Origin of the sequence: Sphaerisporangium sp. B11E5, from assembly GCF_039871875.1 — a bacterium.
Taxonomy (GTDB): Bacteria; Actinomycetota; Actinomycetes; order Streptosporangiales; family Streptosporangiaceae; genus Sphaerisporangium.
Map to the genome: position 1 here is coordinate 40,212 of NZ_JBDPMD010000002.1, position 24,623 is coordinate 64,834.

General features: G+C 72.8%; 24 protein-coding genes. 16 read left to right on the forward strand and 8 right to left on the reverse strand.

The window, feature by feature from the left end; genetic code table 11:
• The first annotated feature begins 34 nt into the window (after positions 1 to 34).
• The 3 genes from ABGB17_RS02235 (at position 35) to ABGB17_RS02245 (ending at position 3,855) form a co-directional block, all read left to right on the forward strand.
• The gene (locus ABGB17_RS02235; protein WP_347625994.1) at positions 35 to 574 is read left to right on the forward strand and encodes a pyridoxamine 5'-phosphate oxidase family protein; all 540 of its coding nucleotides are present in this window, start codon (positions 35 to 37) and stop codon (positions 572 to 574) included.
• Positions 575 to 773: 199 nt separating this feature from the next.
• Positions 774 to 1,202: a VOC family protein gene (locus tag ABGB17_RS02240; protein ID WP_347625995.1), complete on the forward strand. Its 429-nt coding sequence runs from the start codon at positions 774 to 776 to the stop codon at positions 1,200 to 1,202.
• Positions 1,203 to 1,506: 304 nt separating this feature from the next.
• A complete protein-coding gene (locus ABGB17_RS02245; RefSeq protein ID WP_347625996.1) occupies positions 1,507 to 3,855 on the forward strand; it encodes a LuxR C-terminal-related transcriptional regulator in 2,349 nt (782 codons plus the stop codon).
• Between the two features lie 523 nt (positions 3,856 to 4,378).
• On the opposite strand, the gene ABGB17_RS02250 is transcribed toward ABGB17_RS02245, so the two are convergent.
• From ABGB17_RS02250 to ABGB17_RS02265, 4 genes are all read right to left on the reverse strand, one after another.
• Complete coding sequence (locus ABGB17_RS02250) at positions 4,379 to 4,864, reverse strand: ATP-binding protein (protein WP_347625997.1); 486 nt, start codon at positions 4,862 to 4,864, stop codon at positions 4,379 to 4,381.
• Positions 4,861 to 5,067, reverse strand: a complete 207-nt coding sequence (locus ABGB17_RS02255; protein WP_347625998.1) for a DUF5999 family protein — start codon at positions 5,065 to 5,067, stop codon at positions 4,861 to 4,863. The genes ABGB17_RS02250 and ABGB17_RS02255 overlap by 4 nt, the downstream gene beginning before the upstream one ends.
• 258 nt (positions 5,068 to 5,325) lie before the next feature.
• On the reverse strand, positions 5,326 to 5,694 hold the full coding sequence (locus ABGB17_RS02260) for a DUF742 domain-containing protein (protein WP_347625999.1): 369 nt from the start codon (positions 5,692 to 5,694) through the stop codon (positions 5,326 to 5,328).
• Positions 5,691 to 7,997, reverse strand: coding sequence for a nitrate- and nitrite sensing domain-containing protein (locus ABGB17_RS02265; protein ID WP_347626000.1), 2,307 nt, complete (start codon positions 7,995 to 7,997; stop codon positions 5,691 to 5,693). The genes ABGB17_RS02260 and ABGB17_RS02265 overlap by 4 nt, the downstream gene beginning before the upstream one ends.
• Positions 7,998 to 8,166: 169 nt before the next feature.
• Between ABGB17_RS02265 and ABGB17_RS02270 the strand changes: the two genes are divergently transcribed.
• The 3 genes from ABGB17_RS02270 to ABGB17_RS02280 are packed head-to-tail and all read left to right on the forward strand — an operon-like array spanning position 8,167 to position 10,134.
• Positions 8,167 to 9,123 carry an EamA family transporter gene (locus ABGB17_RS02270; RefSeq protein WP_347626001.1) on the forward strand — a complete coding sequence of 319 codons (957 nt, stop codon included), beginning with the start codon at positions 8,167 to 8,169 and terminating at the stop codon, positions 9,121 to 9,123.
• Entirely contained in the window at positions 9,120 to 9,737 is a 618-nt protein-coding gene (locus tag ABGB17_RS02275; protein WP_347626002.1) for a GntR family transcriptional regulator, read from the forward strand. Before ABGB17_RS02270 ends, ABGB17_RS02275 begins: the two co-directional genes overlap by 4 nt.
• A gap of 46 nt (positions 9,738 to 9,783) precedes the next feature.
• Positions 9,784 to 10,134: a hypothetical protein gene (locus ABGB17_RS02280; protein WP_347626003.1), complete on the forward strand. Its 351-nt coding sequence runs from the start codon at positions 9,784 to 9,786 to the stop codon at positions 10,132 to 10,134.
• 144 nt (positions 10,135 to 10,278) lie between these two features.
• Here ABGB17_RS02280 and ABGB17_RS02285 read toward each other — a convergent pair whose 3' ends face one another.
• Complete coding sequence (locus ABGB17_RS02285; RefSeq protein WP_347626004.1) at positions 10,279 to 11,040, reverse strand: crotonase/enoyl-CoA hydratase family protein; 762 nt, start codon at positions 11,038 to 11,040, stop codon at positions 10,279 to 10,281.
• A 240-nt stretch (positions 11,041 to 11,280) separates the two neighbouring features.
• Between ABGB17_RS02285 and ABGB17_RS02290 the strand changes: the two genes are divergently transcribed.
• The 8 genes from ABGB17_RS02290 to ABGB17_RS02325 are packed head-to-tail and all read left to right on the forward strand — an operon-like array spanning position 11,281 to position 20,053.
• Positions 11,281 to 12,744, forward strand: coding sequence for a sugar transferase (locus tag ABGB17_RS02290; protein ID WP_347626005.1), 1,464 nt, complete (start codon positions 11,281 to 11,283; stop codon positions 12,742 to 12,744).
• Entirely contained in the window at positions 12,744 to 13,811 is a 1,068-nt protein-coding gene (locus ABGB17_RS02295; protein WP_347626006.1) for a glucose-1-phosphate thymidylyltransferase, read from the forward strand. Before ABGB17_RS02290 ends, ABGB17_RS02295 begins: the two co-directional genes overlap by 1 nt.
• Complete coding sequence (rfbB, locus tag ABGB17_RS02300; protein ID WP_347626007.1) at positions 13,808 to 14,776, forward strand: dTDP-glucose 4,6-dehydratase; 969 nt, start codon at positions 13,808 to 13,810, stop codon at positions 14,774 to 14,776. The genes ABGB17_RS02295 and rfbB overlap by 4 nt, the downstream gene beginning before the upstream one ends.
• Positions 14,773 to 15,789 carry a dTDP-4-dehydrorhamnose reductase gene (gene rfbD / locus ABGB17_RS02305; RefSeq protein ID WP_347626008.1) on the forward strand — a complete coding sequence of 339 codons (1,017 nt, stop codon included), beginning with the start codon at positions 14,773 to 14,775 and terminating at the stop codon, positions 15,787 to 15,789. Before rfbB ends, rfbD begins: the two co-directional genes overlap by 4 nt.
• Positions 15,789 to 17,117 carry an MFS transporter gene (locus ABGB17_RS02310; protein ID WP_347626009.1) on the forward strand — a complete coding sequence of 443 codons (1,329 nt, stop codon included), beginning with the start codon at positions 15,789 to 15,791 and terminating at the stop codon, positions 17,115 to 17,117. Before rfbD ends, ABGB17_RS02310 begins: the two co-directional genes overlap by 1 nt.
• Positions 17,114 to 18,061 (forward strand): glycosyltransferase family 2 protein, encoded by a 948-nt coding sequence (locus tag ABGB17_RS02315; RefSeq protein ID WP_347626010.1) that lies wholly within the window; start codon positions 17,114 to 17,116, stop codon positions 18,059 to 18,061. The genes ABGB17_RS02310 and ABGB17_RS02315 overlap by 4 nt, the downstream gene beginning before the upstream one ends.
• 55 nt (positions 18,062 to 18,116) lie before the next feature.
• A complete protein-coding gene (locus ABGB17_RS02320) occupies positions 18,117 to 19,286 on the forward strand; it encodes a hypothetical protein (protein WP_347626011.1) in 1,170 nt (389 codons plus the stop codon).
• A complete protein-coding gene (locus tag ABGB17_RS02325) occupies positions 19,253 to 20,053 on the forward strand; it encodes a WecB/TagA/CpsF family glycosyltransferase (RefSeq protein ID WP_347626012.1) in 801 nt (266 codons plus the stop codon). The genes ABGB17_RS02320 and ABGB17_RS02325 overlap by 34 nt, the downstream gene beginning before the upstream one ends.
• A gap of 43 nt (positions 20,054 to 20,096) precedes the next feature.
• Here the strand turns inward: ABGB17_RS02325 and ABGB17_RS02330 are convergent, their stop codons facing one another.
• Positions 20,097 to 20,969: a glycosyltransferase gene (locus ABGB17_RS02330; protein WP_347626013.1), complete on the reverse strand. Its 873-nt coding sequence runs from the start codon at positions 20,967 to 20,969 to the stop codon at positions 20,097 to 20,099.
• A gap of 35 nt (positions 20,970 to 21,004) precedes the next feature.
• Here ABGB17_RS02330 and ABGB17_RS02335 point away from each other — a divergent pair, with 35 nt between their 5' ends.
• On the forward strand, positions 21,005 to 21,601 hold the full coding sequence (locus ABGB17_RS02335; RefSeq protein ID WP_347626014.1) for an acyltransferase: 597 nt from the start codon (positions 21,005 to 21,007) through the stop codon (positions 21,599 to 21,601).
• 92 nt (positions 21,602 to 21,693) lie between these two features.
• On the forward strand, positions 21,694 to 22,713 hold the full coding sequence (locus tag ABGB17_RS02340; RefSeq protein WP_347626015.1) for a hypothetical protein: 1,020 nt from the start codon (positions 21,694 to 21,696) through the stop codon (positions 22,711 to 22,713).
• Positions 22,714 to 22,733: 20 nt separating this feature from the next.
• On the opposite strand, the gene ABGB17_RS02345 is transcribed toward ABGB17_RS02340, so the two are convergent.
• Both ABGB17_RS02345 and ABGB17_RS02350 read right to left on the reverse strand, forming a co-directional pair.
• Positions 22,734 to 23,690 (reverse strand): hypothetical protein, encoded by a 957-nt coding sequence (locus ABGB17_RS02345; protein ID WP_347626016.1) that lies wholly within the window; start codon positions 23,688 to 23,690, stop codon positions 22,734 to 22,736.
• Positions 23,691 to 23,765: 75 nt separating this feature from the next.
• Entirely contained in the window at positions 23,766 to 24,452 is a 687-nt protein-coding gene (locus ABGB17_RS02350) for a hypothetical protein (RefSeq protein ID WP_347626017.1), read from the reverse strand.
• Between the last annotated feature and the right edge of the window lie 171 nt (positions 24,453 to 24,623).

The window sequence follows — 24,623 nt, forward strand, 5'->3', positions numbered from 1 at the left end:
GGAACTGTCGGTGGCGTGCGTCAGAGTATGGGGCATGTTTGAGACCGAAGCGGAGCTCGACCAGCTCCAGGCCCTGCTCGACGCCTCGCTGGCGCGCTCGACCGCCCACCTGAGGTCCATCGTCACGCCCGGCGAGCGCACTCTGCCGGCGCGGCGGCTCACCGAGGTCCTCACCGGCATGTGCACGCTGGCCCTCTCCACCGTGACGGCGAGTGGCGAGCCGAGGATCAGCGGCGTGGACGGCCACTTCCTGCACGGCAAGTGGATCTTCGGTACCTCCGTCACCGCGGCCAAGGCCCGCCACATCAGCGCCCGCCCCGCGGTCAGCGCCGCGTACATGCGCGGCGAGGAGATCGGCGTCTTCACCCACGGCACCGCCCACGTCCTCAACCCCCAGGACGCCCCGCCCGACCCCGGCTGGGCCTCGGTGAAGGCCCACCTCGCCGCCCACTACGGCGACTCCCCCGGCGAGTCCCCCGGCGACTGGGACGGCGTCGTCTACTACCGCCTGGAGCCCCACTGGATGGTCGTCTACGCCGGCGCCCCCGAGAAGGTCGCCCCGAACGCCCCCTGACGCCGCCTCCCCAGCCGCCGCACCCCCCGGCCTCCGCCTTCTGGGACTGCCCGCCCCACGTGCGGTACCGCCACTGGGGACGGCCGCAGTCGCTCGGGCCCGCCCGCTCACGTGCCGTACCGCCGGTTGGGGGGCGGCCGCACTTGTCGGGGCTCGTTCATGAGCGGACATGTCGGTGGGGGTGGCCATACTCGGAAACATGGAACCTCGGATCTCGCTGATCACGCTGGGTGTGGCCGATCTTCACCGGTCCTACGAGTTCTACCGGGACGGGCTCGGGCTGCCCACGAGCCGGAAGCCGGAGGAGGGGGTGGTGTTCTTCCGCACCTCCGGTGTGGTGCTGGCGCTGTACCCCTACTCCGACCTCGCCGGTGACGTCGGGCCCGGCTGGGAAGTGCCGCGTTCGAAGTTCACCGGGATCACCATCGCGCACAACGTCCGGGAACGTCACCAGGTCGACGAGGTGCTGGAGCTCGCGGCCCGCGCGGGGGCCGAGATCGTGAAACCGGCGGCCGACACCTCCTGGGGTGGTTACGGCGGCTACTTCACCGACCCGGACGGTTATCTGTGGGAGATCGCGTGGGGCGCCTTCCCCTTCCACGAGGACGGCTCCCTGGACGTGGGCTGAGGCCGTCCCGTCCGGTGCGCCACACCTTGGGTCGAGGGACGGCCGCCCGGCCGGGGTGGGGCGCCGGGCCGGTTGTTGGGCAGAAGATGACCGAAGTTTTGCGGTCGGATGGGGGGATCGGTGCGTCCCCCGCGGTGCTGCCGACGGAGGGTGGGCATAGAGGGCTGTGCCGGGTTCGAGCCTTCATGGGTGCGGCCGATCGGGCCGGTCGCACCGGGCGGGCCGTGCGGTGGCCGGGAAGGCGCCGTGTCAGGCCGGTCGCCGGGTCGCGGGGGGGTGAGCCGGGCCGGGCAGTGGGGAAGCGATGCCACCTATGACGGGGGAACGGCGGCGGGCGCGGGGGATGCCCGCCGAGGTGACGAGTTTCGTCGGGCGGCGGCGCGAGATGGCCGACGTCCGGGCGATGTTGTCCACGTCGCGGCTGGTCACCCTGGTGGGCGCGGGCGGTGTGGGCAAGACGCGGCTGGCGACCAGGGTGGCGGCGGAGGTGAGGCGGACCTACCCGGGCGGGGTCTGGTTCGTGGAGCTCGGCGCGAGTGACGGGTGCGGGCTGCTGCCGCAGAGCGTGGCGGACGCGCTGCACATCCAGGAGGACCCGGCACGCTCGCCCCTGGATTCGGTCATCGAGTACCTCAGGGACCGGCGGGCCCTGCTGGTCCTGGACAACTGCGAGCACCGGGTGCGCGAGTGCGCCGTCCTGCTGCACGACCTGCTGGCCAGCGTCCCCGACCTGCAGGTCATGGTGACCAGCCGCCAGGCCCTCGGCATCGCCGGCGAGCAGATCCTCTCGGTGCCGCCCCTGCCGCTCCCCGACCACGACCACCCGCCCCTGTCCACCGGGTCGCTGGCCCGGGTGGACGCCATCCGGTTGTTCGCCGAACGCGCCGCGGCCGTCGTGCCGGGGTTCGCCGTCACCGACGAGAACCGCGACGCCGTCGTGCGCATCTGCCGCCGCCTGGACGGTGTCCCGCTGGTGATCGAGCTGGCGGCGGTCCGGCTGCGTGCCCTGTCCGTGCAACAGCTCCTCGATCGCCTCGACGACCGGTTCCGCCTGCTCACCGCGGGCTCCACCGCGGTCAGCGAACGCCACAGGACGCTGCGGGCGCTGATCGACTGGTCGTACGAGTTGTGCACCGAGCCGGAGCGGCTGTTCTGGGCCCGGGCCTCGGTCTTCGAGGGCAGCCTCGACCTGGAGGCCGCCGAAGCCGTCTGCCCCGGGGACGGCATCGCCCGCGAGGAGGTCCTGGATCTCGTCATCGGGCTGGTCGAGAAGTCGGTGCTGCTGCGCGAGGAGCACCCCGGCGGCGTGCGGTACCGCCTGCTCGACAGCATCAGGGAGTACGGCGCCGAGCGGCTCGCCGCCCAGGGCGACCAGGAGCGGCTGGCCCTGCGGCACCGCGACTACTACGCGGAGATGGCCGCGGACTTCCATGCCCGGCTGTTCAGCGGCGCCCAGCTCGAGCTGCTGACCCGGATGAGGCTGGAACACGCCAACGTGCGGACCGCCATGCGCTTCTCGCTGGACCGCCCCGCCGAGGCGGCGGTCTGCCTGCGCATGGCCATCGACCTGCTGTACCACTGGAAGACCAGCAGCCACGTGCGCGAAGGGCGCCAGTGGCTGGACCAGGCGCTCGCGGCGGCCACCGAGCCGACGCCGCTGCGGGCCCGCGCCCTGGCGGGCAACGCCTGGCTCGCGATCTTCCACGGGGAGAAGGCCGAAGCCCTCGCGATGCTCATGGAGAGCCGGAGCCTGGCCGAGCGGCTCGGCCTTGACGACGTACTGGCCGACGTCGTGCTGTATTCCGGCATGGTGGCCATGGACGACGGGGACCCCGAGTCGGCGAAGAAGCTGTACCACGAGGCGCTGGCCGGCCATCGGTCCGCCGGGAACGACTGCCGGACGGCGCTCACGCTGAACCGGTTGTGCCTCGCGTTCTCGGAGGAGGGGGAGTCGGCGCAGGCCGTCGCCGCCGCCGAGGAGTCGATCGCGATCTGCGTGGCGCACGGCGAGGGCTGGCACCGGGCGTACGCGCTGATGGCGCTGGCCGTCGAGGTGTGGCGGCGGGGTGACGCGGCGCGGGCGGTGGCCCTGGCCCGCGACAGCCTGCGGATCACCGGCCCCCTGAACGACTGGTTCGGCATCAGGATCGCCCTCGAAGTGCTGGCCTGGGCCGCGGCGTCCGACGGGGACGCCCTCCGCGCGGCCCGGATGCTCGGCGCGCTGCGCGCCATCCGGCGCACCCCCGGCATGCCCCTGTCGGGCTTCGGCCACCTCGCCGAGTTCCACGACGAGTGCACCACCCGGATCCGGACGGCCATCGGCCCCGCCGGCCTGACCCGCGCCGCCGACGAGGGCGCGCGGCTCCCGCTCGAGGAGATCCTGTCCTACGCCCTGGGCGAGCGGGACCTGCCGTCCGCCCCCGCCGCACACCCGTCCCCCCTGACCCGCAGGGAGACCGAGATCGCGGAACTGGTGGCCCGCGGCCTGAGCAACAAGGAGATCGCCGCGGCCCTGGTCATCTCCCAGCGCACCGCGGAGGGCCACATCGAGCACATCATGAGCAAACTGAACGTCCACTCCCGCGGCCACATCGCCGCCTGGGTCCAGGAAAACCGCACCCCGGAGGACCACAAGGCGCGGGACGATCGGTAGGGCGGCGCGGGAAGCGGACACCGAGAGAGCCGCGCGGGAAGCAGGCGACGCGGGAGCCGGGTGGCGCGGAAGCGGGTGGCGCGGGAGCCGGGTGGCGCGGAAGCGGGTGGCGCGGGAGCCGGGTGGCGCGGAAGCGGGTGGCGCGGGAGCCGGGTGGCGCGGAAGCGGGTGGCGCGGGAGCCGGGTGGCGCGGGAGCCGGGTGGCGCGGAAGCGGGTGGCGCGGGAGCCGGGTGGCGCGGAAGCGGGTGGCGCGGGAGCCGGGTGGCGCGGGAGCCGGGTGGCGCGGGAGCCGGGTGGCGCGGAAGCAGGTGGCGCGGGAAGCGGCGGCGCCGAGCACCGGGGGCGGGAAGCGGGTGGCGCGGGGATCAGTACGGCAGGACGCGGCCCGACGGGGTGCGGGGGTCGTAGGCGTCGTCAGTGGGGCGGCGGCGGGCGCGGCGGAGGCGGAGCTCGCGGTGGCGGGGCACGGGCGCGGGCGCGGGGGTGCTGTGCGGGGGGGGGGGGGGGGGGGGGGGCGGCGTGTCAGGCATCGCGGGCGGCCGGTGACAGGGTGGGTGAGGCGACCTCGAACCACACGACTTTGCCGGTGGGGACGGGATAGGTGCCCCAGTGGTCGGAAAGCGCTTCCATCAGGTACATGCCGCGGCCGCCCTCGTCACCGTCGTGGGCGTGGCAGATGGACGGCATGGCGGGGTTGGTGTCACGGATCTCGCAGCGGCACACGCCGTTCTCCACCGAGAGCGTCAGCACCGCACCCCACGCGTGGCGCATCGCGTTGGTCACTGCTTCGCTCACCAGCAGTTCGACCACGTCGCCGCACGCCGGCACGCCCCACTCGGCGAGCTGCCGTCGCACCCGCTTGCGGATGCGCGGGACCGTGGTGGGCTCGGGCGCGAGCACCCAGGAGGCCCGTGTCCCGTCGCGCCATGCCGACCGCACGGGCCGCACGGGCCGGTTCTGGCCGCCGACCTGCACCCGGATCATCGGCGTGGTGACCGTCATCGTCATGCCGCCTGTCCGTATGAGCGCTTGTGGGGCGCCCGGTGGATGGGGACGCTGCGCCCGTCCGGCATGAGCTCGCCTGTGTCCTCGAAAACGACCACGCCGTTGCACAGCAGGCCCCAGCCCTGCTCGGGGTGGAACGCCACCATGCAGGCCGCTTCGTGGTCGACGGCGTCCGCGGATGGGCACTGAGGTTCGTGGTGACACATGGCAGTTACCTTCGTATCTGATCTTTCTCGCGCCTGTTGAGCTTTGCCAACACGTCGAGTATGCCTCGATCGGTTAATACCAAGTAACGGGATAAGTACCCATTTCGCTACCCATACCACCCAAATGGGTACGAAAGCTTTACCTGGGACCACTCGACCCCTGACCTCGGAGCCCGCGGAGCCCTTGCGGGCAGGGGTGACGGAAAAGCCGTGGGGGTACCCGGTCAGGACCGGGTACCCCCACGACCGGGAGACGGATCACAAGGCGCGAAGGCCCTGGATCACCTCCCGCAGAATGCGCTCCTGCGGCAGGGACGACACGCCGGCGGGCGGCCGCACCGTGACGAGGTTCTGGTCGCGCAGGTCGCCGAGCAGCACGCGGGTCACCGTCAGCGGCAGGCCGCTGTCGGAGGCCAGGTCGACCACCGAGGTCGGCTCGGCGCACATGCGCAGGAGCCGCATGTGCTCGGGCCCGAGCCCGGGGCGCGGCCGTGCCCCGGGGACGGCGCTCACGAGCGCCACCATGTCGAACGCCGGGCCGGTCGGCCGGGTGCGGCCCCGGGTGACGGTGTAGGGACGGACGAGAGGCCCGGCGTCCTCGTCGAGCCAGCGCTCTCCGTCGCTCATGAAACGTCCCCCTCCCCGTCACGCGCGCGCTGCCAGCCGGCCCGGAACGAGGAGAACATGTCCGGCGACGGTTGCAGCACCTCCGGCGGCCGTTCCTCGAGGCCCTCGGCCGCGCGGCGCTCGGCGGCGGCCTTCTTCGCCGACTCCCGCAACTGGGGTGCGAGGCTCGCCTGGCGCACCCGGTGCGGCAGCCCGGCACGGCGCCCGTTCCCTGACCTTTCGGCGGCGTCGTCCCCTACGGTCAGGATCTCGCTCTCGGAGAAGCCGTCGGAGATCTCGGCCACCGGTGCGCGGTGCGCGGGCACGTACCCCTCGCGGTCCGCCTGCCGGCTCCCCTCGCCGGGGCCCGTGCCCGCCTCCAGCGCGGTGATCTGCTCCACGGTGTAGTGCCCGCCCTGCGAGCCGCCCGAGGGGATCGGGGTCACCAGCTCCTCGGGGATCAGGACGATCGCCGTGCTCCCGCCGTACGGCGAGGCGCGCAGGGACACGCGGATGCCGCGCCGGGCCGCGAGACGTCCCACGACGAACAACCCGAGCCGGTCGCTGTCGGCGAGGTCGAACTCCGGCGGGTCGGACAGCCGCTGGTTGATCTCGGCCATCTCCTCGTGGGTCAGCCCGAGGCCACGGTCCTCGATCTCGATGACGAATCCCCTGGCCACCGCCTCGCCGCGGACCTCCACATGGGTGTGCGGCGGGGAGAAGATCGTGGCGTTCTCGACCAGCTCGGCCAGCAGGTGGATGACGTCCGTGGTGGCGGCGCCGCTCAGCGCCATGTTCTCCGGGATGGTGATGTGGACCCGCAGGTAGTCCTCGACCTCCTCCACGGCCGCACGCACGACGTCGTAGAGGGCCACCGGGTTGCGCCAGCCGCGGCCGGGCTGGGCCCCCGACATGATGATCAGGCCCTCGGCGTGCCGCCGCATGCGCGTGGTGAGGTGGTCGATGCCGAAGAGGTCCTCGAGCAGGTCGGGCTCCGACACCCGCTGCTCCAGGGAGTCCAGCATGGTGAGCTGCCGGTGCAGCAGCGACTGGTTGCGCCGCGCCAGGTTGAGGAACACCTTGCCGACGCCCTTGCGGATCTCGGCCTGCCCGACGGCGGCCTCGATCGCGGTGGTCTGCACAGAGGTGAACGCCCGTCCGAGGTTCTCGATCTCCTCCGTGCCGCTCGCGGTGATCGGCGGCGTCTCCGCGGCCACGTCGACGTCCTCGCCGCGCCGCAGCCGCTGGACGACCCCGGGCAGTTTCCGGTGCGCCAGCTCCAGCGCGGCGCGCTGCAGCCCGACCAGCTCGGCGGTGAGGCGGCGGCCGAGGCGCACGCAGACGTACAGCGACAGGCCGATGCCGACAAGGCCGAGCAGGGCCACGATGCCGACCTGCCACAACGTCTTGCCGGCGATGCCGGCGGCGCGGTCCGCGACCTGCTGGGAGGCGATGCCCGCCTGCTTGTCGAACGTGATGTTGAGGCTCTGGATCGTGGATCCCCACGTCGCGGACGAGCCGGGCAGCGGCCGGCCGGGCCGCACCTCGTTGTTGACGGAGTCCTCGATGGAGGCGTACCGCGTGTACGCCGAAGAGTTCTGCAGCACGAGGTAGGGCCGGCGCAGCTCCTGGTCCAGGAGCTGGAAGCCCATGTCGTACAGCAGGCGCCGCTTGGTCACCATCGAGGTGAACAGCGTCTTCTCCTCGGCGGTCATGGCGCCGAGGCCGACGACGGCGGCCAGCAGGCTGGCCTGCTCGTTCATCAGCTCACGGCTGCGGGCGAGCAGCGTGAGGGCACGGGTCGGCTCGCTGAGCGAGGGGTCGTCGGAGATCTGGTTCTTGTCGTAGATGCGGGTCACCGCGTCCGACATGAGCCGGTAAGCGTCCAGCGCCAGCATGCGGGTGAAGCTGCGTGTGTCGACACGCGCGCGGATGTCGGGGAGCCGCCGGGTGACGGTGACGAAGTCGGTGACGGCCGCGAGCAGCGGGGGAGCGGTGACCGCGCGGACGTTGTCCGCCAGCGCCAGGCGCTCCAGAGTCGCCCGGGAGCGGTCGGTCTTGGCCCGCTGCTCGTCCAGCTCACTGCGGTCGGCGGAGCTGGACCCGAGGTAGAGCAAGGATAAATAGCGCTCCTGTTGGATGTTCGCGGTGACCGCCCGTGCCGGGTTGATCACGTTGTCGTAGACCGTTCTGATCCGCAGGAGCCGCAGTCCGTCCTGTGTGGTGATCGTCGCGGCGAACGCCCAGATCCCGATGAGGGAGACCAGTGGAACCAGTACCAGGGCCAGGATCTTGAACTTGATGGATCTTCTCTGCCCGCCCATGTGACCTCGCAGGGGAACCGGATCGTTACACGCGGGTTATCGGTGGCGAAACATTACCAATGGGAATCGTGCGGAGGTAGTGCCCCGAAGCAACGAAACGGCTCCTTTTACGTAGGAACTCCAACTTAACCGGTAGCGCGTACTGTCTAGTTGTCAGACAATCCATGTCATGACAACCGTGCCTACCGTCGCGCCTCTCCCCGCGCGTGGAACCCCGTCGGGCGCGGCCGCCGTCGTGGCCGCCGCCGTGTTGTGGGGAACCGCGGGCACCGCCGGGACCCTCGCCCTCGGCGGGACGGCCGACCCCGTCGCGCTCGCCGCCGCCCGCCTCGTCGTCGGCGGCACCGTGGTGGCCGTGCTCGCCGGCCTCGCGAGCGTCGCCGCCGTGATCCGGTCCCGGCCCGCGCCGATGATCGCCTCGGCCGCCGCGGCCGCGGCGTACCAGTTGTGCTACTTCGCCGCGGTCGGGCGCACCGGCGTGGCGATCGCGACCGTGGTGGCCATCGGCAGCGGCCCCGTCTTCACCGGGCTCCTCACGTGGCTCAGGGACCGCGCGCGGCCCGGCCGCCGCTGGACCCTCGCCACGGCCGCCGCCGTCGCCGGGTGCGCCGTCCTGGTCTCGGGCGGCCAGGCGGTCGGCGGCGACCCCCTCGGCGTGCTGCTCGCGCTGACGGGCGGACTCCTTTATGCCTTCTACGCCGTCGTCGCCGCGGGGTCTATCACGGCCGGGGCGCCGTCCGGCGCGGTGATGGGGGTGCTGTTCGGCGGCGCGGCCGTGATCATGCTGCCGGTGCTGCTGTGGCGGGGCACCGGCTGGCTCGCCGAGCCGCCCGGCCTGCTCGCCGCCGTCTACCTCGGCTGCGCCACCACCGCCCTCGCCGCCCACCTGTACGGCCGGGGGCTGCGCGCCACGCCGGTGGCCCGCGCCGCGACCCTCACCCTGGCCGAGCCCGCGGTGGCCGCGCTGCTCGGTGTGCTGCTCCTGCACGAGCGGCTCGCGCCGGTCTCGTGGGCGGGCCTCGTGCTGCTCGGCGCCGCCCTGGTGCTGGTGGCCGTCCCCGGACGGGCCGTCCCGCGGGTCCCGGTACCGTCCCAGGCGCGGGGAGAGGCAGAATCGTCGGCGTGAAGCTCCGCCCTGTCTCCACGGTCGACGCCCTGGCCGCCGAGCTGCGCCGGCGGGTGCTCTCCGGCGAGATCGCCCCCGGCACCGCGCTGCCGGAACAGGAGCTGTCCGGCCGGTACGGCGTCGCCCGCCCCACCGTCCGCGAGGCCCTGGCCGTCCTCGTGCACGAGGGGCTGCTGCGGCGTGAGCCCAACCGCAGCGCGCACGTGCCCGAGGTCACCCTGGAGGACCTCGCGGACCTGATGTTCGTGCGGCGGCCCCTGGAGAACCTGATGGCCGCCAAGCTCGCCGGCAGCCGGGTGCCGGCGGCGGACCGCGCGTTGTCGCGCATGGCCGCCCTGCCGCCTGACGCGCCGTGGGCCGACGTCGTGGCCGAGCACATGGCCCTGCACGAGGCGCTCGTCGTCGCCGTGGGCAGCCCACGGCTCGAACGGCTGTACGGCACGCTGGCCGCCGAGACCCGGCTCGGCCTCGTGCGGTTGCGCACCGTCTACCAGGACAGGGAACGGCTGGTCGCCGAGCATCTCGGGCTGCTGCGGGCCATCGCCACCGGTCCCGCCGAGGTGGCGCGCCGCGCGATGGCGGCCCATTTGGATCACACCTGGGGCGCTGATTAGCCACTTCCCTTGCACGGATGGCTCGGGAGTCGTCACAATCGCGCCCATGCACGGCAACTCTGTGCCGGATTCCTATGTCTACGTCACCGAAGAAGGCGTCACCCGCCACTACGCCGACGGCAGCGTCGAGGCGTTGGCGTGGGAGGACGTCGTCGAGGTGCGTGTCGGGGGCGTCACCGAATCCGACATCCTGATCGTCCTTCTCGACCGGGACGGGCAGGGCTGCGTGGTGCCGCGCTCCGCCACCGACGCGACCTTTCTGGCCAGGCTCCGTTACCTGCCGGAGTTCGACCTGGACCGGCTCAGCGAGGCGTTCCTGACCGCGAACTCCAGTTACGTCGTCGTCTGGCGCAGCCCCGATCCGCCGTCCCCGCTGCCGGACCTCGAATACGACTGATCCCAGGGGCGCGGCCGGTCCGCGCGCAGGGACGCTAGCCCTGTTTTCCGCACGAGCCCGAATGTCCCTGGTCAGGTGTGCTGTGATATTCGGTGCGGTGAGTGATCCGTGCAGGTCGTCGAGGGCGATGTGCGGAAAACGGGGCTAGGACGCCGGCCCGCCGTGCCGTCCGGCGCCGGAGCGGAAGCGGTCCACCCCGTCCGCCGCCGCGCGCAGCGACTCCACGCCGTGCCGGAACTCGCCACGCAGGGCGTCCTCCAGCGGCAGGCCCTCCTGTTCCAGCGCCGACATCCGGTCGCCGCGCAGGCACTCCTGCGGCAGCGCGGCCAACTCGGCCGCCAGCTTCTCGGCGGCCTCCCTGGCCTGCCCGGGCGGCACCACCCGGTCGGCCAGCCCGATGGCAAGGGCCTCCTCGGCGCCGACGGCCCGGCCGGTGAGGATCATGTCCATGGCCCGCCCGGCGCCCACCAGCCGCGGCAGCCGCACCGTGCCGCCGTCGATGAGCGGCACGCCGAAGCGGCGGCAGAACACCCCGAACGTGGCGTCCCGCGCCGCCACCCGCAGGTCGCACCAGATGGCGAGCTCCAGCCCGCCCGCCACCGCGTACCCCTCGACCGCGGCGATCACCGGCTTGCTCAGCCGCATCCTGGTCGGCCCCATCGGCCCGTCGCCGTCCTCGGCGGTCCGGTTGCCGCGCTCGGTGCCGATCGCGTGCAGGTCGGCGCCGGAGCAGAAGGTGCCGCCGTCGCCCCACAACACGGCGACCGACGCGTCGGACGCCTCGAACTCCCGGAAGGCCGCGGCGAGCGCGGCGGCCGCCGGCCCGTCCACGGCGTTGCGGACCTCGGGGCGGTCGATGACCACCGTGGTGACCGCCCCGGAGCGCCGCACATGTATGCCAGACATGGTGTGAATGTAACGGGGACGCGTTTGCTACACAGGTTTGGACCGTTCCGTCAAGGGTGGCCCTCCCCCCGGTTCTAGGCCGAATGTGGCCATTGCCCAGCTATTTCGTTGGTTAGTAATGATCTTTAGTATTTGAACGGGTACCCGTGCTCGTGTTGTTACGGAGGAGCGTGACAACCAAAGTGACGCAACAGCCGTCTGTTATCTGCACGATGACGCAGGAGCAGGGTAGGGGTGGGCATGAGGGTGGGGCTGGAGGAGCGTGTCGTCACGCCCCTCGACGCGAGCCCGCTGAAGGCGTCCAGCATCTGGACGCGCTCCTATATGCGGGCACTGTTAGCGGGTGACATGGCGTGCGCCTTGATCGCCTGTGAGGTCGTCATGGGATTCAGGCTCTGGGTGGGGGCCTTCATCCCGTGGTCGGAGTTGCTCTTCGGCTTCGGCCTGGCGCTGGCGTGGCCGCTCGCCATGGCCCTCGCCGGGGTCTACCGAGAGAAGAGCCACGGCGAAGGCAGCGAGGAGTTCAGGGCCGTCTTCGACGGCGGAGTGGGCGTGACGGCGGCCGTGGCCATCGGCGCCTACGCCACCCAGACGATGATCGCGCGCAGCTACGTCATGGCGATGCTGCCGCTGGCGACCGTGCTGACGCTGGTGTTCCGCTACCGCATGCGCAAGCGGCTGCACCGGCGGCGGATCGAGGGCGAGTACCTGCGCCGCGTGGTGGCCGTCGGCCACCGCACCGCCGTGCTCGACCTCGTGATGCAGTTCCGGCGCCAGCCCTACCACGGCATGCGGGTCGTGGCGGCGTGCCTGCCGCCCGGCCAGTTCCCCGGCAACGGCCTCGACATCGACGGCGTGCCCGTCTACGGCGACTTCGCCGACGTCGCCACCGTCGCCGACAAGGTCAGCGCGGACGCGGTGGCCGTGCTCGCCTGCCCCGAGCTGGACGGCGCCGCGTTGCGCCGCCTGGCCTGGAGCATCGAGACCAAGGGCACCGAGCTGTTCGTCGCCCCGGCGCTCATGGACGTCGCCGGGCCGCGCACCAGCATCCGCCCGGTCGCCGGCATGCCGCTGCTGCACGTGGAGCACCCGGAGTTCGACGGCACCCGCCAGGTGGTCAAGAGCCTGTTCGACCGGCTCGTGGCGACCGCGGCGCTGGCCGTGCTGGCGATTCCCATGCTGCTCATCGCGGTGCTGATCCGGGCCACCAGCGAGGGCCCCGCGCTGTTCACCCAGACCCGGGTGGGCCGCGACGGGCGCACGTTCCGGGTCTTCAAGTTCCGCACCATGGTCCAGAACGCCGAGAAACTGCGGCTGGACCTGCTGGATGACAACGAGTTTGACGGCGTGTTGTTCAAGATGCGGAACGATCCAAGAATCACCAAGGTCGGCGGATTCCTGCGGCGGTACTCGCTCGACGAGCTGCCGCAGCTGCTCAACGTCCTGCGCGGCGAGATGTCGCTCGTCGGGCCGCGTCCTCCGCTGCCCGACGAGGTCGCGCAGTACGGCACGGACGTGCGCCGCCGCCTGGTCGTCAAACCGGGCATGACGGGCCTGTGGCAGGTGAGCGGGCGCTCCGATCTGACCTGGGAGGAGTCCGTCCGTCTCGACCTTCGCTACGTCGAGAACTGGTCCCTCATACTTGACCTGCAAATTCTGTGGAAGACGTGGTCGGCCGTCGTCCACGGGGGAGGGGCCTACTAGTGAAGGCACTCGTGCTCGCCGGCGGAGCCGGCACACGGCTGCGACCGATCACCCACACCTCCGCCAAGCAACTGGTACCCGTCGCGAACAAGCCCGTGCTGTTCTACGGCCTCGAAGCCATCGCGGCGGCCGGGGTGCGCGAGGTCGGCATGGTGGTCGGCGACACCCACGAGGAGATCGAGGCCGCGGTCGGCGACGGCTCGGCGTTCGGTCTCGACGTCACCTACCTCCGGCAGGAGGCGCCGCTCGGGCTGGCCCACGCGGTGCTGATCGCCCGGGAGTACCTCGGCGACGACGACTTCGTGATGTACCTCGGCGACAACTTCATCGTCGGCGGCATCGAGCCGCTGGTGGACCGCTTCCGTGCCGAGCGCCCGGCCGCGCAGATCATGCTCACCCGCGTGCCCGACCCCCGGCAGTTCGGCGTGGCCGAGCTGGACGCCGGCGGGCAGGTCGTCGGGCTGGAGGAGAAGCCCGCGGTACCGAAGAGCGACCTCGCCCTGGTCGGGGTCTACCTGTTCACCCCCGCGGTGCACGAGGCCGTGGCCTCGCTCAAGCCGTCGTGGCGCGGCGAACTGGAGATCACCGACGCGATCCAGTGGCTCATCGACGACGACCGGCGGGTCGAGTCGACCGTCATCTCCGGGTACTGGAAGGACACCGGCAACGTCACCGACATGCTGGAGGTCAACCGCATCGTGCTGGACGGCCTGGAGCGCCGGCTCGTCGGCGCCATCGGCGACGAGTGCGAGATCATCGGGCGGGTCGTCGTCGAGCCGGGCGCCGAGGTGACCCGCTCGCGCGTGGTCGGGCCGGTGGTCGTCGGGGCCGGGGCGGTGGTGCGCGACTCCTACGTCGGGCCGTACACCTCGGTCGCCGAAGGTTGTCAGATTCTGGACAGCGAGATCGAGTACTCGATCCTGCTGCGCCGCGCGTCAATCATCGGGGTCCGCCGTATCGAGGCGTCCCTGATCGGGCACGACGTCGAGGTCACGCCCGCTCCCAACACCCCGCGAGCCCATCGGCTGGTGCTCGGCGATCACAGCAAGGTGCAGATCAGCTCATGAGGCTTCTTGTGACCGGCGGCGCCGGGTTCATCGGGTCGCACTATGTCCGCACCGTCCTGACCGGCGGTTATCCGGCGTTCGCCGGGGCCAAGGTGACCGTGCTCGACAAGCTCACGTACGCGGGCAACCTCGCCAACCTCGCGCCGGTGGAGGGCCGCTACGAGTTCGTGCACGGCGACGTGTGCGACGGGGCGCTGCTGGCCGACGTCGTGCCGGGCCACGACGTGGTGGTGCACTTCGCCGCCGAGTCGCACGTCGACCGGTCCATCGACGGCGCCGCCGACTTCGTGCGCACCAACGTGCTCGGCACGCACGCGGTGCTCCAGGCGTGCCTGGACGCGGGTGTGTCCAAGGTCGTGCAGGTGTCCACCGACGAGGTGTACGGCTCCATCGACGTGGGCTCGTGGGCGGAGGACGCCCCGCTGCGGCCGCGGTCGCCGTACTCGGCGGCCAAGGCGGGCGGCGACATGATCGCCCAGGCCTACGCGGTCACCCACGGGCTGCCGGTGTCGATCACCCGGTGCGGCAACAACTACGGGCCGTACCAGTACCCCGAGAAGGTCGTGCCGCTGTTCGTCACCAACCTGCTGGAGGGCCGCAAGGTCCCGCTGTACGGCGACGGCGGCAACGTGCGCGACTGGGTGCACGTGGAGGACCACTGCCGCGCCATCCAGCTCGTGGCCGAGCGCGGCGAGCCCGGCGAGGTGTACCACATCGCGGGCACCGCCGAGATGGACAACGTCGAGCTCACCGAGCGCATCCTCGCCGAGCTGCGGGCCGGCTGGGACATGGTGGAGCGGGTGACCGACCGCAAGGGCCACGACCGGCGGTACTCCCTGGACGACGGCAAGCTGCGCGCCCTTGGGTACACCCCGATGACCGGGTTCGACGACGGCCTCGCGTCCACCGTGCGCTGGTACACCGACAACCCGTCCTGGTGGAAGCCGCTCAAGGGTCAGCGGTGAACCGCCCGCTCGTCACCGGCGCGAACGGGATGCTCGGCCGGGCCGTGGTCGCCGCGCTCGCCGCGGACCCCTTGGGGCCGCAGGTCACCGCGTACGGCCGCGAGGGCCTCGACCTGTGCGACGCCGCCGCGGTGCGTGACGCCGTCCGCCGCGACAAGCCCGACGTGGTGGTGAACTGCGCCGGGTGGACCGCCGTGGACGCCGCCGAGACCGACGAGGCGAGCGCCACGGCGATCAACGGGGACGCGGTGCGCACCCTGGCCGAGGCGTGCGCGGAGCTCGGCGCCACCCTGGTGCACATCTCCACCGACTACGTCTTCGACGGCACGGCCCGCGCGCCGTACGCCGAGGACGCGACGCCCGCGCCGGTCAGCGCCTACGGCCGGGGCAAGCTCGCCGGCGAGCGCGCGGTCCTGGAGACCCTGCCCGGCACCGGCTACGTGGTGCGGACCGCCTGGTTGTACGGCGGGCCGCGCCGCGACTTCGTCAGCACGATGATCGCGCTCGAGGCGGAGCGGGAGACGGTGGACGCGGTGGCCGACCAGGTGGGGCAGCCGACCTACGCCGGCGACCTCGCCGCGCAGCTCGTGCTGCTGGCCAGGTCCGGCGCCGCCCCCGGCGTCTACCACGGCACCGGCGGCGGCTCCGCCACGTGGTACGACCTCGCCCGCGAGGTCTTCACCCTGCTCGGCGCCGACCCCGCCCGGGTGCGCCCGGTCGGCGGCGACGCGTTCCCCCGCCCTGCCGCCCGCCCCGCGTACGGCGTGCTCGGCCACGGCCGCTGGACCGAGGCCGGCCTGGCCCCCATGCGCCACTGGCGCGACGCGCTCCACGCGGCGTGGCCGGCGCTGCGGCCGCGGGCCGGCGCGCCGGCCGGGCCGTCAGCGGTCGCGCCGGCGGGGCCGCCGGTGGTCGCGCCGGGGAGCCCGCCGGTGGTGGCGCCCGCGGGCCCGCCGGCAGACGCGACGGCGGGGCCGGCAGCGAGGCCGTCGATGGCCGGAGGCCCTGCCTGATGTACCTGTCGGAGACCCGCGGGGCCGACGCCACGGTGTCCCCCGCGGGTGAGGGAGCCCCGGCCGGCGCGCCGGGAGACGGCCTGCCCGGGAGAAACGGCCGTCCCGGCGCGCCACCCGGCAAAGCTCCTGGCACCAGCCGCACCAAGAGCGTGCTCGCCGGGAACGTCGTCGCGCTCGGCATGGTCAGCCTGTTCACCGACATCTCCTCGGAGATGGTGACGGCCGTCCTGCCGCTGTACCTCATCTACCAGCTCCAGCTCAGCCCCATGCTGTTCGGCCTGCTCGACGGCGTGTACACGGGGGCGACGGCGGTGCTGCGCCTGGTGGGCGGGCACGTGGCCGACCGGTTCCGGCGGCGCAAGCTGGTCGCCGGGTTCGGGTACGGCCTGTCGGCGGTCTGCAAGCTCGGCTTCCTCGCCGCGGGCCGCTCGGTGCCGCTGATCGGCCTGGTCGTCGGTCTCGACCGCACCGGCAAGGGGCTGCGCACCGCGCCGAGGGACGCCATGATCTCCCTCAGCGCGCCGCCGGAGGCGCAGGGCCGGGCTTTCGGCCTGCACCGGGCGCTGGACACCGCCGGCGCGCTGCTCGGGCCGATCCTCGCCTTCGCCGTGGTCGTGGCGGCGGGTGCCGCGTACGACGCGGTGTTCGTGGTGAGCTTCTGCGTGGCACTGATCGGCGTGCTGGTGCTCGTGCTGTTCGTCAGGGAGCCGAGCGGCGCGTCCCCGGCGGGCGGCCGCCCGAAGGTCACGCTGCGCGGCACCGGCGCGTTGCTGCGGCAGCGCACCTACCGTCGGGTCCTGCTCGCCACGCTGCCGCTGTCGCTCGCCACGATCAGCGACTCGTTCCTCTACCTCATGCTGCAGCAGCGCATGGACATCGACGCCGGGTGGCTCCCTTTGCTGCCGGTGGGCGTCGCCGCGGCGTACCTGGTGGGAGCGATGCCCCTCGGGCGGCTGGCCGACCGCGTGGGCCGTGCCACCGTCGTGGTCGGCGGGTACGCCGCCCTGCTGGCCTGCTACCTGCTGGTGCTGCTGCCGCCCGGCCCGGCCGCCCTGGTCGCGGTCCTGCTGCTGCGCGGCCTCGCGTACGCGGCCACCGACGGCGTCATCAGCGCGCTGGCCGGCCCGCTGCTGCCCGAGGAGCGCCGCGCCACCGGCCTGGCCGTCGTGCAGACCGGGCAAGCTCTCGGCCTGATGGCCGCCTCGTGGGCCTTCGGCGCGTTGTGGACCGCCCAAGGGCCGGAGACCGCCGTCCAGGTGATGGCCGTCGCGCTGTGCGCGGCGCTGGCCGTCGCCGTCCCCCTGCTCAGGAAGGCACGCCGGTGAACCTGTCCGTGATCATCCTGACCTACCGCAGCGCGGCTTACGTCACCCGCTGCCTGGAGGCCGCGCGCCGGGCCACCGAGGGCCTGGACGCCGAGGTCATCGTCGTCGACAACGACTCGCCCGACGACACCGTGGAGGTGGTCCGCGAGGCCGCCCCCTGGGCGAACCTCGTCGCCAGGGACGTCAACGGCGGCTTCGCCGACGGCTGCGCCGCCGGGGCCGAGGTCGCCAAGGGCCGCTTCCTGGTCTTCGTGAACCCCGACGCCGAGGTGCGGCCGGACGCCTTCACCGCGCTGCTGGACTGCGCCGAGCGCAACCCCCGCGCGGGCATCGTCGGCGGATGCTGCGTCACCGGTGACGGCGAGGTGGACCCCCGCTCCTGGTGGGGCAGGCCCACCCCGTGGTCGGTGGTGTGCTTCGCCACCGGTCTTTCCACGGCGTTCCCCGGCCACCGGCTGTTCGACCCCGAGTCCCCGGTGACGTGGAGCGGCGAGCGGCGGGTGCCCATCGTCACCGGCGCCATGATGCTGGTGGACCGGCGGCTGTGGGACGAGACCGGCGGCTTCGACACCCGCATCTTCATGTACGGCGAGGACGCCGACCTGTGCCTGCGCGCCCGGGCCGCCGGCTACCGGCCCATGGTGACCGACCGGGCCGTCTTCGTGCACGAGGGCGGGCGGTCGTCGTCCAGCCTGGGCAAGCTGGTGCTGCTGTTCACCGGCAAGGCCACCGTGGTGCGCCGCCACTTCCCGCGCGGGCTGCGCGGCGCCGGCGCGCGTGCCCTGCTGTTCGGCGTGTGGCTGCGCGGAGCGATGAGCGGGCGCGCGGCCGGGGTGGACGCAGAGCGTCAGGGGCGCCCGATGGCGCGCCGCGGCGACTGGGCCGAGCTGTGGGCGGCCAGGGACACCTGGTCCGGAGGCTGGGATGCCGCTCGAAGGCCGTGACAGCTCGTTGATCAACGAAACCGAATTCTCACTGACAAAGTTGGGGGAGTGGGCGATGACTCGCCACGACGGTCGGATCGGGGCGCTCGCCGCGGTCGATCCCTCCGCGGCCGATCTGGTGGACCGCATGGTCGATCTGGCGATCCGCGGGCTTCCGCCCGGGTACGTGGGCGGGGAGTTCGTCTTCACCCGCCGGGGCGGCCAGGGGCCGGACGGCCGCTGGACGGCCGTGCCCGAGGGCCGCAGCGTGCGTTACAGCGCCATCGTCGCGCTCGGCGTGGCCCCGCTGCCGGGTGACGCGCAGCGCGCCGCCCTGGCCGGGGACACCGTGCACGACCTCGTGGGGCGGCTCGTCAAGGGCCTGCCGTCCGTCACCAACCTCGGCGACGCGGCCCTCATCGCGTGGGCCGCCGCCGAGACCGGCCACGGCGACCTGCCGAGGGCGCTGGACCGGCTGGCCGAGCTGGAGCGCGCCGCGCGGACCGGCGACCCGGTGCACACCGTGGAGGCCGCCTGGGCGCTCGCCGCGCTCGCCGCCGCTCACCGCGTCACCGGCGGCACCCCGGACGTCGACCGGTGGCTCTCGCACGCCAGGGACCGTCTGCTCGGCGGACTCGGCGACGACCGGCTGTACCGGCACGTCATCGGCCCGGCCTCGTGGTACCGCGCGCACGTCGGCTGCTTCGCCGACCAGGTGTACCCGCTGCAGGCCCTCGCCCGCCTGCACGCCGCCGTCGGCGACACCACCGCGCTGCGCGCCGCCGGGCGGGTGGCCGAGGGCATCTGCGCCGCCCAGGGGCCGGAAGGCCAGTGGTGGTGGCACTACGACGCGCGCACCGGCGGCGTCGTGGAGGGTTACCCCGTCTACAGCGTGCACCAGCTCTCCATGGGGCCCATGGCGCTGCTCGACCTCGCGGACGCGGGCGGCACGGCGTACCTCAAGGAGATCGCGCTCGGGCTGCACTGGATGACGTCCAGGCCCGAGGTCGGGGACGAGCTGATCGTCGAGGAGCTCGACCTGACGTGGCGCAAGGCCGCCAGGGACGACCCCAAGAAGATCGTGCGCGGCGCCCGTGCCGTGGCCACCGCGATCAACCAGGGGGCCCGGCTCGGCGTGCTCGACCGCATCTACCCGCCGATGACCGTGGACCGCGAGTGCCGTCCCTACGAGCTCGGCTGGCTGCTGTACGCGTGGATGTCCTCGCTGCCGAGGGACGTCCGGTGACCGGCGCCGCGCCGCCGGCGCCGCGGCGGGAGCTGGTCGGGGTGGCGTTCGACCCGCTCACCATGGAGCAGGCGGTCGCCCGGTGCGTCACGGCGGTGGACAACCGTGAGAACCTCACCATCGGCGTGGTCAACGCGGCCAAGGCCGTGCGCATGGCCGAGGACGCCCTGCTGCGCGACTCGGTGACCTCGTGCGACCTGGTGGTGGCCGACGGGCAGGCGATCGTGTGGGCGTCCCGGCTGCTCGGCCGGCCGCTGCCCGAGCGGGTCGCCGGCATCGACCTGTTCACCTCCCTGATGGCGGAGGGCGCGCGGCGCGGCCACTCGGCGTACTTCCTCGGTGCCCGGCCCGAGGTGCTGGAGAAGGTCGTGGAGCGGGTGCGCGCCGAGTATCCGGGCCTGCGCGTCGCCGGGGGCAGGGACGGCTACTTCACCGACGACGACGCTCCGCGGGTGGCCGCGGCGATCGGCGCGGCCCGGCCGGACCTGCTGTTCCTCGGCATGACGTCCCCCAAGAAGGAGATCTTCCTGGCCCGGTACGCCGACGACATCAAGGCCGGCGTCGTCCACGGCGTCGGCGGGTCGTTCGACGTGCTCGCCGGGAAGGTGCGCCGGGCCCCGGTGCCGATGCAGCGGCTCGGCCTGGAATGGCTCTACCGCTTCCTCCAGGAGCCGGTGCGCCTCGGCCCCCGCTACCTGTCCACCAACACCCGGTTCGCCTGGATGGTCGCCAAGGAGTACGCCAACGACCGGAAGAAACGCCGGTAGCGCGGTGCCCCGGATCCTCCCCGCCGGACCGTTCCACAGCGGGTCAGGTGCGACTGCTCTCGTCCCGCAGCCAGGTGGTGTAGTCCTTGGCCCGCACGGCCTTGCGCGCCCGGGCTCGGGCGACCAGCGTGACGGCCAGGAAGACCGCCAGGTGCGGCGCCAGCCACGGGGCACGCCTGGCGATGGCCAGCAGGTCGCGCGCGCCGGTGCGGGCCTCCCGAGCCGGCCCGGGCCCCTGCCCGCCCGCCTCGGCCCGCCCGCCGAGCTCGCCCTGCTCGATCTCGGCGACCACCGTGACGGCGCGGACGCGGCGGCGCATCAGGTCGCCGAGGGTGCGCGGCGGGTGGATCACGGCGCGGGCGCCCGTCACCACCCGGCGCTCGCCGGGGGTGAACGCCAGCGACGCCGCGAGGTCGTCGCCCATCACCGGCGGGAGGTCCATGATGCGGCGGTTGCCCGCCTCGGACACCGCGATGACCCCGCGGCCGAACAGCCCCTCGCGTACCGCGGGCAGGCGGGTCCACACCGCGTAGTAGGCGCGCACCGGCCACGGCCGGTCGCGCAGCACGAGCGCACGCTCCGGCGCGGCGGCCAGCGTGCCCGTGGCGGCCAGGGCGTCGCGCAGCGCCCGCACGTCGGCCGTGCTCACCTGCACGTCGGCGTCCACGTAGACGCGCGGGAAACTCGTGGCGGCCTCGTCGCCGAGACGCAGCGCCTCCCGTTTGGACGGCACCGGGGTCTCGACGACCCGGGCGCCGTGGCCCCTGGCGACCTCGGCGGTGTCGTCGTCGCACCCGTTGGCCACCACCACCACGTCGAACTCGCCCGGCTCGGCCTGCCGGAGGAGGCTCTCCAGCAGCCGGCCGATGACCCGGCCCTCGTTGTGCGCCGGGATGACGACGCTCGCGCTTGGCATAGCTCCGAAGTATTCACCCAGAAGGGGAGTCTCCGATGACCGAACCGCGAATCGCGCCCACGGCGGACGTCGATCCGAGCGCGCAGCTCGGCGCGGGTACCACCGTCTGGCATCTGGCGCAGGTCCGCGAGAAGGCCGTGCTCGGCGAGGGCTGCATCCTCGGCCGCGGCGCCTACGTGGGGCCGGGGGTCCGGATCGGCGACCGGGTCAAGCTGCAGAACTACGCGCTGGTGTACGAGCCCGCCGTGCTGGAGGACGGGGTGTTCGTCGGGCCGGCCGCCGTGCTGACCAACGACGTGTACCCGCGGTCCACCGACGTGGACGGCGGGCTGAAGCGGGACGGTGACTGGTCGGCCGAGGGGGTCATCGTGCGCGAGGGCGCCTCGGTGGGCGCGCGGGCCGTCATCGTGGCCGGGCGCACCGTCGGGCGGCACGCGCTGGTCGCCGCCGGGGCCGTGGTCACCAGGGACGTGCCGGACTTCGCGCTCGTCGCCGGCGTCCCGGCCCGGCGCATCGGCTGGGTGGGCCGCGCGGGCGTCACGCTGCACGAGCAGGCCCCGGGGAGCTGGCGCTGCCCGGACACCGGCGAGCTGTACGCCGAGCGCGACGGACACCTCAGCGGTCCGCTGTGAACGCCGCCGAGCTGTCCGGGGGGCCGCTGTGAGTGTCGCCGAGTTCTCCGGGGGCCCGCTGTGAGTGTCGCCGAGCTGTCCGGAGGACCACTGTGAACGTCGCCGAGTTGTCCGGGCGGTCCAAGGCCCTGATCCTGGCGGTCGCGGTCCTGGTGGCCGCCGTGGGGGCGGTGGGGTACGTCCTTCGGGCCCGGCCGGAGGCGCCGCCGCCCGCGCCCGCCGGCGGCGCGCCCGCGGCCGTCCCGTTGCCGAAGGAGACGGCGCTGGAGTCCGGCGTGCTGATGCTGGTGCGGGCCGGGCCGTCGGCCGACAGCGGCACCGTGCTGGCCGTGCCGGGGCGCGGGGAGGGCACGGCGCGCACCACCGGGCTGCGCTGCAAGCGGTTCTACGCGGCCGAGGGCACCGGGGTGTGCCTGCGGGTCACCACCGGTCTCGTGACCCGCTCGGAGGCCGTCGTGCTGGACGACCGGCTGCGGGAGAAGCGGGTCGTCCCGCTGTCGGGGGTGCCGAGCCGGGCCCGGGTCTCGGCGAGCGGGCGCATGGCGGCGTGGACGTTCTTCGTCACCGGCGACTCCTACCTCAGCACCGGGTTCTCCACCCGCGCGGGCATCCTCGACACCCGCACCGGCACGCTGGTGAAGAGCCTGGAGGACTTCGCGCTGGAGAAGGACGGGCGCGCGTACCGGGCGGCCGACCTGAACTACTGGGGCGTCACCTTCGCCGCGGACGACAACCGCTTCTACGCCACCGTGTCCACCGCCGGGCACACGTACCTGGTCGAGGGCGACTTCGCCGAACGCCGCATGAAGACGCTGCGCGAGAACGCCGAGTGCCCCTCGTTGTCCCCCGGCGGCGAGCGCCTGGTGTACAAGAAGCGCACCGGCGGCACCGCGGACCCGTGGCGCCTGTACACCCTGGACCTGCGCACCGGCCGGGAGACGCCGCTCGCGGAGACCGCCGACGTGGACGACCAGGCCGCCTGGCTGGACGACCGCACGGTCATGTACAGCCGCCTGCGCGGCGACAGCTCCGACGTGTGGACGGTCCCCGCCGACGGTTCCGGCCGCCCGGCGCTGCTGCTGCGCGACGCGTACTCCCCGGTGGCGACGTGAGCCGAGGCACGGGACCGCCGTCAGAGCACGACAGGTTCGCCGGTGTCCTCCCAGGTGTTGCCCTCGAAGCGGTTCCCCTTGCCCTCCGTGGTGAAGTACGTCACCGGCCCCCAGAACCCGCCCTTGGGGAACAGGCGGCGGGTGAACACGTTGTTCACGATGCGGATGCCGGTGGGGGTGCCGAACTTCCCCTCGCCGCCGTAGATGGCGTAACCCCCGCCGCCGAGCAGGTTGCGCTCGACGAGCACGTCGTGGGCCCGGCTGAAGTCCTGGTACAGCGAGATGGCCGAGGTCTGCGACAACTGGTTGAGTATCGTGTTGTGGCGGATCGTCAGCGACAGCCCCTTCTGGGGCGAGCCGTTGGCCTGCGGGCCGGTCACGTGGTCGCCGGGCCATTCCTTGAAGTCGTGCATGTAGGAGTCCTCGATGAGGCCGTGGTCGGTGCCGACGGAATTCGGCACCGTGTGGATGTTCACCCGGCGCACGGTGATGTCGCCGCCCTGGTTGAGCACCCCCCACTGGGCCTTCACCACGCCGTCCCCGGAGATCTCGCTGTCCTCGATGACCGCGCCCGAGGCGCCCTTCACCTGGATGACGGACCAGTCGCCCTCGCCGATGACCCGCACGTTGCGCACGGTCACGTCGTCGGCCTTGATGTTCAGCTTGCCGTGCACCTCGAGGTTCTCCACCACGGCCCCGGGTTTCTCCACGGTCACCTCACCGACCTTCGTCAGCTTGGTGCCCGGCCGCACACCCGTGGTGGCCGCGGACGGGAAACCGGCCGGGATCGGCTGCTCCGCGATGGTCGGGGTGGCCGCGGGCGTGGGCGTCGCGGGGCCGGGGAAGACGCTCTCCAGCCCGCTCGGCGTGCGGCGCGGCAGGGGGTCGCGGGCACCCGCGGCACCGCCTCCGCAGCCCGACGCGAGCAGCGCGCCCACGGTCAGCAGGGCGAGCCGCCCCGGCAGGGAAGAGCGCATTGCGTACTCCCGGTGGTCGATGGTCGGAACGCTCCAATTCATCAGTTTTCACAAGGCGGTCATCCGCTCGCGGATCTACGGATGCGCGCCCACCCCGGCGCCGAGCGAGGCGCCGCGCCGCACCGGACGCCGGCCCGCCACATGGCCGCCGGTCAACCCCGAGCCCGGCCCGGGCGTGTTCCGGTCGCGGGTGAAGGCGATCACCGCGGCCGAGGACAACACGGCGAGCAGTGCGATGCCCACCTGGGAACGTCCCCGCTGCAGGCCCTGGCGTTGCGGGCCGATGATGTCGCCGATGGGCTCCCACTTGATCATCACCCGGCCGTCCGCACCGGCGGAGGTCTGCAGGTTGTTGAGCTTCTGGGTGAGCAGCCGCAGCGCGAGGTCGAGCGTGTGCTTGGACTCCTGCGGGTCGTCGGACAGCGCCTGGAGCGAGGCGTACGGCTGGCCGTACACCGGGAGCTCCTGGTTGCCCCAATGCGCCACCTTGTAGTCGAACTTCGCGGTGCCGCCGAGCTTGCGCAGCCGCAACAGAGTGCCCGGGTTGTCGAAATAGCGCTCCGTGGCGAGCGCCATGTAGATGTGATTGTCGGTGAAGTGGCCGTACACCTCGCCCTGAAACTTGCTGGTCTTCGTGACGAACGCGACCGTGACCGAAGTCTGGTAAAGAGGTGACCGATATCGGACCCAATAGACCGCGCAGGCGGCGACCAGGAAGATCAGCGCCAGGCAGCAGCACCGCGCAACCACTCGCCTTCGCACCGACACATCGTGGCACAGGCAGGGGGAGTTTCGGGACAGGCCTGGTAAAGAAACCAGACAGAGGAAACACTTGGGGCGATGACAACGCGCCAGGCCTCTCCAGCGTCCTACCCCGGACGGCCCGGCGGGGTGGGAGACACGGTCGCGTGGCCGGCCGGGCGGGGGTGAAGG

What these genes read in the sequence shown, in the direction of transcription:
- ABGB17_RS02250 (WP_347625997.1), bottom strand. Translation starts at nt 4,864, where the DNA reads ATGACGATGACGGTCACCACGCCGATGATCCGGGTGCAGGTCGGCGGC.
- ABGB17_RS02245 (WP_347625996.1), top strand. Translation starts at nt 1,507, where the DNA reads ATGCCACCTATGACGGGGGAACGGCGGCGGGCGCGGGGGATGCCCGCC.
- ABGB17_RS02265 (WP_347626000.1), bottom strand. Translation starts at nt 7,997, where the DNA reads ATGGGCGGGCAGAGAAGATCCATCAAGTTCAAGATCCTGGCCCTGGTA.
- ABGB17_RS02280 (WP_347626003.1), top strand. Translation starts at nt 9,784, where the DNA reads ATGCACGGCAACTCTGTGCCGGATTCCTATGTCTACGTCACCGAAGAA.
- ABGB17_RS02320 (WP_347626011.1), top strand. Translation starts at nt 18,117, where the DNA reads ATGACTCGCCACGACGGTCGGATCGGGGCGCTCGCCGCGGTCGATCCC.
- rfbB (WP_347626007.1), top strand. Translation starts at nt 13,808, where the DNA reads ATGAGGCTTCTTGTGACCGGCGGCGCCGGGTTCATCGGGTCGCACTAT.
- ABGB17_RS02270 (WP_347626001.1), top strand. Translation starts at nt 8,167, where the DNA reads ATGACAACCGTGCCTACCGTCGCGCCTCTCCCCGCGCGTGGAACCCCG.
- ABGB17_RS02310 (WP_347626009.1), top strand. Translation starts at nt 15,789, where the DNA reads ATGTACCTGTCGGAGACCCGCGGGGCCGACGCCACGGTGTCCCCCGCG.
- ABGB17_RS02240 (WP_347625995.1), top strand. Translation starts at nt 774, where the DNA reads ATGGAACCTCGGATCTCGCTGATCACGCTGGGTGTGGCCGATCTTCAC.
- ABGB17_RS02235 (WP_347625994.1), top strand. Translation starts at nt 35, where the DNA reads ATGTTTGAGACCGAAGCGGAGCTCGACCAGCTCCAGGCCCTGCTCGAC.
- ABGB17_RS02330 (WP_347626013.1), bottom strand. Translation starts at nt 20,969, where the DNA reads ATGCCAAGCGCGAGCGTCGTCATCCCGGCGCACAACGAGGGCCGGGTC.
- ABGB17_RS02255 (WP_347625998.1), bottom strand. Translation starts at nt 5,067, where the DNA reads ATGTGTCACCACGAACCTCAGTGCCCATCCGCGGACGCCGTCGACCAC.
- ABGB17_RS02335 (WP_347626014.1), top strand. Translation starts at nt 21,005, where the DNA reads ATGACCGAACCGCGAATCGCGCCCACGGCGGACGTCGATCCGAGCGCG.
- ABGB17_RS02285 (WP_347626004.1), bottom strand. Translation starts at nt 11,040, where the DNA reads ATGTCTGGCATACATGTGCGGCGCTCCGGGGCGGTCACCACGGTGGTC.
- ABGB17_RS02345 (WP_347626016.1), bottom strand. Translation starts at nt 23,690, where the DNA reads ATGCGCTCTTCCCTGCCGGGGCGGCTCGCCCTGCTGACCGTGGGCGCG.
- ABGB17_RS02260 (WP_347625999.1), bottom strand. Translation starts at nt 5,694, where the DNA reads ATGAGCGACGGAGAGCGCTGGCTCGACGAGGACGCCGGGCCTCTCGTC.
- ABGB17_RS02290 (WP_347626005.1), top strand. Translation starts at nt 11,281, where the DNA reads ATGAGGGTGGGGCTGGAGGAGCGTGTCGTCACGCCCCTCGACGCGAGC.